The organism is Nonomuraea sp. NPDC049486, assembly GCF_040676925.1.
Classification (GTDB): domain Bacteria; phylum Actinomycetota; class Actinomycetes; order Streptosporangiales; family Streptosporangiaceae; genus Nonomuraea; species Nonomuraea ferruginea.
The window spans coordinates 309,616-319,031 of sequence record NZ_JBFAPV010000011.1; the positions used below are offsets into that span (position 1 = coordinate 309,616).

The window sequence follows — 9,416 nt, forward strand, 5'->3', positions numbered from 1 at the left end:
GTCATGTCGCTGGACGGGCTCACGTCGGCGCAGGTCGCACGGGCGAGACCGAACGTGGTGCCGCGCCGGTCCAGCCGGTCGCTCGCCGCCATCATCAGGGCGAACGTCTTCACGCTCTTCAACCTCGTCATCGGCGTCCTGTGGGCGCTCATCCTCGTCTTCGGCGCGTGGCAGGACAGCGTGTTCGGCCTGATCATGGTGGCCAACGTGCTGATCGGCGTCGTCCAGGAGCTGCGCGCCAAGCGCACGCTGGACCGGCTGGCCGTGGTCGGCGAGAGCCCCGTGACGGTCCGCCGCGACGGCGCGGACCGGCGCGTCCCGCCGCACCAGGTGGTCCTCGGCGACCTGATCGTGCTCGGCCCCGGCGACGCGCTGCTGGTCGACGGCGAGATGATCGTCTCCGCCGGGCTGGAGGTCGACGAGTCGCTCCTGACGGGCGAGGCCGACCCGGTGCGCAAGGAGCCCGGCGACCCGGTGCTGTCGGGCAGCTTCGCCGTCGCCGGAACCGGCCTGTTCCGGGCCACCGCCGTCGGCACCGACGCGTACGCCGCCCGGCTGGCCGAGGAGGCGAGCCGTTTCCACCTCGCGCACTCCGAGCTGCGTGACGGCGTCGCCCGGTTCATCCGCTACATCACCTGGCTGGTCATCCCCATCGGCGCGCTGCTCACCTACAGCCAGCTGAGCAACTCGGCCGACTTCGCCACCGCCATCACCGGCGCGGTCGCCGGGATCGTCACCATGATCCCCGAGGGCCTGGTGCTGACGACCTCCATCGCCTTCGCCGTGGGCGTGGTCAGGCTCGGCCGCCGCCGCTGCCTGGTCCAGGAGCTGCCCGCGATCGAGGGCCTGGCCCGAGTGGACGTGCTCTGCCTGGACAAGACCGGCACGCTCACCGCCGGCGGCATGACGCTCGACCGCGTCGTGCCGCTGCGCGAGGGCCGCCCGGTGGGCGACGCGCTCGCCGCGCTGACCGCCGCCGACGGCCACCCGAACGCCACCGCCCGCGCGATCAGCGACCGCTTCCCCTCCGCGCGCTGGCGTCCGCTGGCCACCGTGCCCTTCTCCTCCGAGCGCAAGTGGAGCGGCGCCGACTTCGGCCCGCACGGGGTGTGGTTGCTCGGCGCCCCCGACGTGCTGCTCGCCCCGTCGGCCCCGGAGCGCGCCCAGGCGGCGGAACTCGCCGCCACCGGCGCCCGCGTCCTGGCCTTATGCCGTACGAACCGGCTCCCGGACGGCAACCGCCCCCCGGCGAGCCACCGTACGGACCCGATCACGGCGGACGCACACTCCGCGAGCCACCGTACGGACCCGATCACGGCGGACGCACACTCCGCGAGCCACCGTACGGACCCGATCACGGCGGACGCCCCGCCCGAGGACGCCAGTACGGACCCGTCCGTGATCGGCGTCGAGGAGGGCGAGCCGGTGGCGCTCGTCGTGCTCAAGCAGCGCGTCCGCCCCGACGCCCACGAGACGCTGGAGTACTTCGAGCGGCAGGGCGTCAGCGTGAAGATCATCTCCGGCGACGACCCGCGCTCGGTGTCCGCGATCGCCGCCGGGCTCAACGTGCCCGGCGCCGACCGCGCGGTGGACGCGCGCACGCTGCCGGACGACGAGGACGCGCTCGGCGAGGCGCTCGACGCCGCCACCGTCTTCGGCCGGGTCAGCCCCCAGCAGAAGCGACTCTTCGTCACAGCCCTGCGCAAACGCGGCCACACCGTCGCCATGACCGGCGACGGCGTCAACGACGTGCTCGCGCTCAAGGAGGCCGACCTCGGCATCGCGATGGGCGCGGGCAGCCCCGCCACCAAGGCCGTCGCCCAGGTCGTGCTGCTGGACAACCGGTTCGCGGCCCTCCCGCACGTGGTCAACGAGGGCCGCCGGGTGCTGGCCAACATCGAGCGGGTCTCCGGGCTGTTCCTCACCAAGACCTTCTACGCGATCGTGCTGTCGCTGATGACCGGGGTCGCGGGGATGATGTTCCCGTTCACGCCCCGCCATTCCACGCTGGTGAACGCCGTCACCATCGGCCTGCCCGCCCTCTTCCTGGCGCTCGCGCCCACGCTGGAGCGGGCCAGGCCCGGGTTCGTGCCCCGGGTGCTCAGGTTCGCCGTGCCCGCCGGGGTGATCTGCGCCTTCGCGGTCCTGCTGGCGTTCCGTGCCGCGGCCGGGGGCACGCTGGAGGAGCAGCGGACGGCGGCCGTGCTCGCGCTCTTCCTCACCACGTGGTGGGTGCTCGTCCTCGTCGCCAGGCCGCTCGACCGGTGGCGGGTGGCCCTGGTCGCGGCCATGGCCGGGCTGTTCGCGCTGGCCCTGGCGAGCCCGTTCGTACGGGAGGTCTTCGAACTCCGCCCCGGCGGTCCGCACGACGATCTGATCGCCGTCGGCATCGCTCTCGTGGCCTGCGCCGGCATCAGCATCGCGGTCAAGGTCGCCGGTACTCTTAGGACATGACCGACCCGCAGAAAGTGCTCACCGAGCGCGTCCAGCAGGCGCTGGCGTCCGCGTTCGGCGCCGAGTACGCCGACGCAGATCCGCTGATCCGGCCCTCCCAGTTCGCCGACTTCCAGGCGAACGTCGCGATGAGCCTGGCCAAGCGGCTGCGACGAGCCCCGCGGGAGGTCGCCGAGTCGATCAGGGCCGAGCTGTCCGACTTCCCCGGCGCCGTCGAGGTCAGCGGCCCGGGCTTCCTCAACATCACGCTCGACGACGGGTGGATCGAGTCCCAGGCGTCCCTCGTCTTCAAGGACCCGCGCTCCGGCGTCGCCACGATCGCCCCCGCGCAGACCGTCGTCATCGACTACTCGGCGCCCAACGCCGCCAAGGAGATGCACGTCGGCCACCTGCGCACGACCATCGTCGGCGACTGCCTGGCCCGGGTGCACGAACACCTCGGCAACCACGTCGTCAGGCAGAACCACCTGGGCGACTGGGGCACCCCGTTCGGCATGCTCATCGAGCACCTCCTCGACATCGGCGAGGAGGCCGCGGTCGCCCAGCTCGAAGCCGGCCAGGGGACTGAGTACTATCAGGCCGCCCGCGCCAAGTTCGACGGCGACGAGTCGTTCAAGCAGCGCTCGCGCGTACGGGTGACCACGCTCCAGTCGGGCGACCCGGAGACCATGCGGCTGTGGCACGTCTTCATGGACGCCACCGTGCGCTACTTCAACAAGGTCTACACGATGCTCGGCGTCACCCTGACCGACGCCGACCTCGCCGGCGAGAGCATGTACAACCCGATGCTGGAGAAGACCTGCCAGGATCTGGAGGCGGCCGGCGTCGCCACGATCAGCGAGGGCGCGCTCTGCGTGTTCCCGCCCGGCTTCACCGGCTCCGACGACAAGCCGCTGCCGCTCATCGTCAGGAAGAGCGACGGCGGCTACGGCTACGCCTCCACCGACATGGCCGCCATCCGCTACCGGGTGCACGACCTCAAGGCCGACCGCATCCTCTACGTCGTGGGCGCCGACCAGGCGCTCCACTTCCGCATGGTGTTCGCCGCCGCCGAGCTGGCCGGCTGGCTGCCCGACTCGGTCTCCGCCGAGCACGTGCAGATCGGCATGATGCTGGGCAAGGACGGCCGCCGGTTCAAGACCCGCTCGGGCGAGTCCGTCAAGCTGATGGACCTGCTGCAGGAGGCGATCGACCGGGCGTCCGCGGCCATCGCCGAACGCGGCTACGACCAGGCCACCCGCGAGGAGATCACCCACGCCGTCGGCATGGGCGCGGTGAAGTACGCCGACCTGTCGGTCAACCACGACAGCGAGTACGTCTTCGACTTCGACCGCATGCTGGGCTTCACCGGCAACACCGGCCCCTACATGCAGTACGCGACCGCCCGAATCCGGTCCATCTTCCGCAAGGCGGGCCGCTCCCCCGACGACACCACGGGTCCGATCGTGCTGGGCGAGCCCGCCGAGCGCGCGCTGGGCCTCCACCTGCTCGGCTTCGGCGAGACGCTGGAGCAGGTGGCCGCCCAGTCGGAGCCGCACCGGCTGTGCGCGTTCCTGTTCGAGGCGGCCAGCCTGTTCAGCACCTTCTACGAGGAGTGCCCGGTCACCAAGGAGGGCGTCGACCCGGAGACCAGCGCGCGACGGCTGGCGCTCTGCGCGCTGACGCTGCGCGTGCTGGAGACGGGCCTCGACCTTCTGGGCGTCCCCGTACCCGAGCGCATGTAACAGGCGATTCGATCAAAGTCCCCGTTCCGCTGTGGCGCGCCTCCGCCTCGGAGGCGTGCCACGCGGGTTACCCTTTACGGGGTCATGAACTGAGGCCGAATTGGGGGAGTTCTCTGCCTTGAGCACGGACCTGACCGCGAGCCCCCAAGCAGCCAACGAGCTACGGCGCTACGCCGAGGCGTTGCTGGCGCACCTGGCCGCGAACGGCAGCGCGCCCCCCGCACCACCCGGCTTCACCGACATCCCCGGCCACTGGCTGCCGCCCGCCGTCGAGGCGCTGGTGACCATCCTCGCCGGCGACGACCCGCTGGAGCCGCTGAGCAGAGCCGCCTCGCGCGACCAGCAGCAGACCGCGGTCTTCCTCTGCCTGGCGCTGGCCGTCGCCGGCCACGGCAGCCGCATCCACGCCTCCTGGCTCGGCACCGCCTTCGGCGACCTCTCACTCGACCGGCCCGTCTCCCACGGCCAGCGGGCGCTCTGGCTGGCCGCCGCCCGCGGCGCCTACGGCCCCGCCGGCAAGATCTTCGTGCTGCGCAAGCTCGACGCGCTCGCTGTGCAGGAACAGGCCGACCCGCGCCAGTGGGTGCAGGCGCTCGTGCCCGGCGAGCCGTCCGTGGTGGTGCCCGCCTCGCTCGTCGACTTCCCTGAGATGGCGGAGATCCCCGAGCTGGCCAGGCCGGCCCAGGCCGCCGCCCGGCTGACCCGGTTGCGGGCCCGCTGCGAGGAGATCACCTCGGCCCGCCAGTCCGACCAGGGCTCGGCCGCGCCGCTCGCCAACTCCGGCGCCACCCCCGCCGCCACCTGGGCCGAGGACGAGCCGCTGGCCGTGCTCCGCGCCATGATCGGGCTGAGCGGGCCACCCGGGCCGCAGGCCTCGCTCGACTCCCACCTGCTCGACGACCTGCGCCCCGGCTCCGACCCCCACCTGACGGCGATCGCCCTGCACGTCGCGGCGCCCATCCTGCGTGGCGTCGCGGAGGAGCTGGAGTCCGACAGCAGGCTGGAGCCGCCGCCGTCGGTCACCGTGTCGTTGCTCGGCCACCGGGTCGAGCTCCGCCCTGAAGGCCCCGACGAGGAGTCGCTGGCCGTCGCCGAAGCGGCCATCTCCGCTGCCGTGCCGGCCCTGCCCCGCGCTCCGTGGGCGCCGGGGCTGCTGGTGCTCGGCGGGCTGACCTGCCTGGTCGCCGCCTTCCTCACCCACCCGGTCACGGCCGCCGCCGGGGTCGTGCTCTTCGCGCTGGCCGGGTGGCTGCTCTGGCAGCGCCGCGAGCGCGTCCTGTCAGACGCCGCGTACGTCGCGGCGCAGGTGAGCGAGCTGAGGGAGCTGGCCGACGGCGCGGTGTGGGCCCTGCACGCCTACGCCCGCGAGGCCGAAGGCCGCGCCAAGCAGGCCGCGGAAGACGCGACCGACATCACCCGCCTGATCCGCCGCGGCCCCCGCGCGGCCTGATCGATCATCGCCTGTCCCGCCCACAGCCTCGGCCGCGGCGGACCGCGCAGGCCGTGCCGACTCCCCGCCCGCGCCGGCACGTGGCCTGGCGCGGGTCAGGTCGTCTCGATCTCGACGTGCGCGGGCGCCAGCAGGAAGACGCGGTCGGCGATGCGCTCGATCCGCCCCTCGCAGCCATAGGCCAGACCGGCGGCGAAGTCGACCATGCGCGTCGCCTCCGGCATCGCCATGCCCGTCACATCCATGATCACCGTCTGGCCGTCGCGGAAATACTGGCCGATCAACGGTGCGTCGTTGTACTTCAGCGGCTGGACCATCACGATCCGTGACGACTCGATGGTGGCCCGCCACCGGCGCGCCGCCCGCTCCGTGGCAGGCATGTACTCCTCTTCGTACTGCCCGTCGTCGTCATAAGCCTCGTCATACTGATCAACCGCGCCCAGGCCCAGGTAACCCGCAACCTTACGCACTGCCCCCATCGGCTTGTCCTTTCCTCAGGAACTCACCGCAATCGGCACGTCCCGACACATTGGACGGTAACCGACGATTCCGCGTTCGCCATGCGACACGCCCAGCACTAATTCCATTTTGTACGGCTAGCGTCCTGGTTTCACCCCGATATCTGGCCCCCTATAGCATCGGCTCATGCGCCTGTTCATCGTCGACGCCTTCACCGACACAGCTTTCCAGGGTAATCCCGCAGGCGTGTGCCTGCTGGAAGATCGGGTCCCCGACGTGTGGATGCAGTCGGTCGCGGCCGAGCTGAAGCTGTCGGAGACCGCCTTCCTGCTGGGTGATTCGCTGCGCTGGTTCACGCCGAAGGTGGAGGTCACGCTGTGCGGGCACGCCACCCTCGCCACGGCGCACGTCCTGTATTCGACGGGCGTCGCGCATGGCCCGGTGAAATTCGCCACGGCGAGCGGAACGCTCACGGTGAATCGCCAACCGGACGGAATGATCACGATGGATTTTCCGGTCAAGGAAGTGACTGCCACCACAGTTCCCGAAGGTCTGGAGAAGGCACTCGGCGCCACCCCCGTGCATGTTTCGAAGGGCGCCCTCGACCTGCTGGTCGAGCTGGATTCGGCGGAGACCGTGAGGGCTTTGCGGCCCGATATCGACGCCCTCGCGGCGATCGACGCACGCGGAGTGATCGTCACCGCCCGGGGCACCGAGACCGACTTCGTCTCCCGGTTCTTCGCGCCGAAGGTCGGCGTGCCCGAGGACCCGGTGACGGGCTCGGCCCACTGCGCTCTGTCGCCGTACTGGTCTGCCAGGCTCGGCCGCGAGACGCTGACCGGCGCCCAGTTGTCGGAGCGGGGCGGGCTGGTGCGGGTGACCCTCGCCGGTGATCGCGTGCACCTCGCGGGCCACGCGGTCACTGTTGTCTCGGGCACCATGCAACTCCAGCCTCCCTCCTGAATCACTGGCCTGCCCGTATAACAGCAGTTCTCACCTGACGTCCAGTTGCAATTTGATATCAGCGGATGAACAGGAGGCTTCTCGCGGTGTCGCGGAACCCGAGCCCGCTGTAAAGACGTGCCGGTACGGGATACCCGTCGTCGCCGCGCGGCGCCACCACGGCCTGCTTGGCGCCCGCCGCCCGTGCCGCGCGCAGCGCCGCCAGGCACACCGCCTTGGCCAGTCCCTTGCCCCGGTGCGCGGGCACGGTGCCGACCGGCTCGATCAGCGCCACGTCGCGGTCGTCGAGCCAGAGCAGGCAGTACGCGGCCGTGCCGCCGTCGGGCCCGATCGCGCACCAGTCGAGGTCCTTCCGGTACGGCCAGGCCGCGCGGACGGCCGCGTAGCTCTCCTCGGAGACGCGCGACGGGTGGAAGGCCGCCCGGTGCGCCGCCACCCGCCCGGGCACGTCACGCACCGCTTCGAGCCGGAACCCCGCGGGCGGCTCCGGCTCGGGCAGACCGTCGAGGTCTCGTACCATCTGCACGAAGAACGGCCCGTCCTTCTCCCGTGCGTAGCCGCGCTCCTCCAGCGCGGCGACCAGGTGCGGCTCCCCGCTCGACACCTCGACCTGCCGCTCTCCGGCCGGCACGATCTCCTCGAACCAGCGCAGCACGTCGTGCGCCAGCTCGGCCCGTTCGGGGTCGACCGCCAGGTTGAGATATCCGGGCAGGTGGATCCACCCCCAGGCCAGGGTCCGCCGATCGGCCCGCCACAGCATGGTGGGCCACTCCGGCTCCCGCCCGGTGTGCTGGAGCCGTCCCCAGGCCAGGTCGCCGGCGTGCCAGCGCGCCCGCGGCGACCAGATCCGGCCGGTGAGCTCCTGCATGGCCCGCAGATCCCGGGGACCGCCGTAACATGTCACGATCACCCCGCCATCCTCGCCCACCCCCGCCCGGTGGCGCACCCTGGTATCCGCGACACGAAAAGCCCCCACCCCGCGATGACGCGGGGTGGGGGCTGCCTTGGCGGATCAGGACTCCTGGAGCAGTTCCAAGGTGTCTCCGGTGACGTCGGAGGCCAGCGCGAACGCCTTCTCCGCCTCCGGAAGGGAGTGCGCCAGTTCCTGCGCCTTCCGCAGGCTCTCCTGGGAGTCCCACCGCCAGACGCCGACCCAGGTCCCGTCCTCGGTCCGCCCCAACCTCGCCTCCTCCAGCCCCGGAACCGCGGACCGCACCGTGGACGCCAGAGTGGCGTGCCTGTCCTGCACCTCCTCGGAGTCCTCCGGCTTGGCCTTGAATCGGGTGATGGCGATGACGGGCTTCTTCGTGTTCTCTGCACTCATATCGACGAGCGTGCCCGGCCCTCCTCGTACCTCCCGCACAAACCCCGCACACCGGCCTGAGCCCGCGGGCAGGTCCGCGACGATGGGACCGTGGACTACGACACGCTCATAACGGAAGCGCTCGCCGCCCCGATCGGCGGCTGGGATTTCAGCGCCTTCGCCGGCCGCTACGTCACGGGCAGCCCGCCATGGAGTTACGAGGAAGTCGTAAGGGAACGCCTCCCCCGCGTGCGCTCCCTGCTGGACATCGGCACGGGAGGCGGCGAGTTCCTGTCGTCGCTCGCCCCGCTGCCGGCACACACCGCCGCCACCGAAGGGCACCCGCCGAACGTCGCCATCGCCAGGGAACGCCTGACGCCTCTCGGCGTCGAGGTGGCGGCCGTCGACGGGAACGCGCTGCCGTTCCCGGAGGGCTCCTTCGAGCTCGTCGTCAGTCGGCATCACGCCTACGACCCCGATGAGGTCCTCCGCGTTCTGGTGCCGCACGGCACCCTTCTCACTCAGCAGGTGGGTGGCTGCGACCTGGCAGAGCTCAACGAGGCCCTGGCCGCCCCTCCGCACCCGCACCGTCGCTGGGATCTGGAGCGCGCCATCGCCGCCCTTGAGAAGGCCGGCTTCGCCGTCACCTGGCAGGCCGAGTCGTTCATTCCAGCCCAGTTCCGCGACATCGGTGCGGTCGTCCAGTTCCTGCGGGTGGTCCCGTGGCAGGTGCCGGACTTCGATGTGCGGAGGTACGAGTCCGCCCTGCGCGCCTTGCACGAACGGATGCAGGCAGGGCATGCCCTCTGCGCTCGCTCTCACCGCTTCGCTCTGATCGCCTGTCCCAGGTGAAGGCACGTGAACGAGTGAGGGCCTCGGCGATCACGCCGAGGCCCCAGAAACAAGAAAAGCCCCGAAGCCGTAGCCTCGGGGCTCAACAAGGAAAGGCCCCGACAGAAACTGTCGGAGCCTTTCCCATATGAAAATTGTCCGGCGGTGACCTACTCTCCCACACCCTCCCGAGTGCAGTACCATCGGCGCAGAGAAGCTTAACTTCCGGGTT

General features: G+C 71.2%; 8 protein-coding genes. 5 read left to right on the top strand and 3 right to left on the bottom strand.

The features are described 5' to 3' along the window. Positions 1–3 precede the first annotated feature (3 nt). From AB0K05_RS30545 to AB0K05_RS30555, 3 genes are all read left to right on the top strand, one after another. On the top strand, positions 4–2,454 hold the full coding sequence (locus tag AB0K05_RS30545; RefSeq protein ID WP_364233734.1) for an HAD-IC family P-type ATPase: 2,451 nt from the start codon (positions 4–6) through the stop codon (positions 2,452–2,454). Next, the gene (gene argS, locus AB0K05_RS30550) at positions 2,451–4,178 is read left to right on the top strand and encodes an arginine--tRNA ligase (protein WP_364233702.1); all 1,728 of its coding nucleotides are present in this window, start codon (positions 2,451–2,453) and stop codon (positions 4,176–4,178) included. The genes AB0K05_RS30545 and argS overlap by 4 nt, the downstream gene beginning before the upstream one ends. 118 nt (positions 4,179–4,296) lie before the next feature. Continuing rightward, positions 4,297–5,628: a hypothetical protein gene (locus AB0K05_RS30555; RefSeq protein ID WP_364233708.1), complete on the top strand. Its 1,332-nt coding sequence runs from the start codon at positions 4,297–4,299 to the stop codon at positions 5,626–5,628. 95 nt (positions 5,629–5,723) lie between these two features. Here the strand turns inward: AB0K05_RS30555 and AB0K05_RS30560 are convergent, their stop codons facing one another. Further along, entirely contained in the window at positions 5,724–6,107 is a 384-nt protein-coding gene (locus tag AB0K05_RS30560) for a cell division protein SepF (RefSeq protein WP_148035150.1), read from the bottom strand. Between the two features lie 166 nt (positions 6,108–6,273). Here AB0K05_RS30560 and AB0K05_RS30565 point away from each other — a divergent pair, with 166 nt between their 5' ends. After that, positions 6,274–7,050 carry a PhzF family phenazine biosynthesis protein gene (locus AB0K05_RS30565; RefSeq protein WP_364233713.1) on the top strand — a complete coding sequence of 259 codons (777 nt, stop codon included), beginning with the start codon at positions 6,274–6,276 and terminating at the stop codon, positions 7,048–7,050. Positions 7,051–7,108: 58 nt separating this feature from the next. Here AB0K05_RS30565 and AB0K05_RS30570 read toward each other — a convergent pair whose 3' ends face one another. Then, positions 7,109–7,960, bottom strand: a complete 852-nt coding sequence (locus AB0K05_RS30570; RefSeq protein ID WP_364233716.1) for a GNAT family N-acetyltransferase — start codon at positions 7,958–7,960, stop codon at positions 7,109–7,111. Positions 7,961–8,062: 102 nt separating this feature from the next. Then, positions 8,063–8,374, bottom strand: a complete 312-nt coding sequence (locus AB0K05_RS30575; protein ID WP_219550912.1) for an antibiotic biosynthesis monooxygenase — start codon at positions 8,372–8,374, stop codon at positions 8,063–8,065. A gap of 90 nt (positions 8,375–8,464) precedes the next feature. On the opposite strand from AB0K05_RS30575, the gene AB0K05_RS30580 reads away from it, so the two are divergent. Further along, a complete protein-coding gene (locus AB0K05_RS30580) occupies positions 8,465–9,205 on the top strand; it encodes a class I SAM-dependent methyltransferase (protein ID WP_271279782.1) in 741 nt (246 codons plus the stop codon). Positions 9,206–9,416 lie beyond the last annotated feature (211 nt).

What these genes read in the sequence shown, in the direction of transcription:
- AB0K05_RS30545 (WP_364233734.1), top strand. Translation starts at nt 4, where the DNA reads ATGTCGCTGGACGGGCTCACGTCGGCGCAGGTCGCACGGGCGAGACCG.
- argS (WP_364233702.1), top strand. Translation starts at nt 2,451, where the DNA reads ATGACCGACCCGCAGAAAGTGCTCACCGAGCGCGTCCAGCAGGCGCTG.
- AB0K05_RS30560 (WP_148035150.1), bottom strand. Translation starts at nt 6,107, where the DNA reads ATGGGGGCAGTGCGTAAGGTTGCGGGTTACCTGGGCCTGGGCGCGGTT.
- AB0K05_RS30565 (WP_364233713.1), top strand. Translation starts at nt 6,274, where the DNA reads ATGCGCCTGTTCATCGTCGACGCCTTCACCGACACAGCTTTCCAGGGT.
- AB0K05_RS30575 (WP_219550912.1), bottom strand. Translation starts at nt 8,374, where the DNA reads ATGAGTGCAGAGAACACGAAGAAGCCCGTCATCGCCATCACCCGATTC.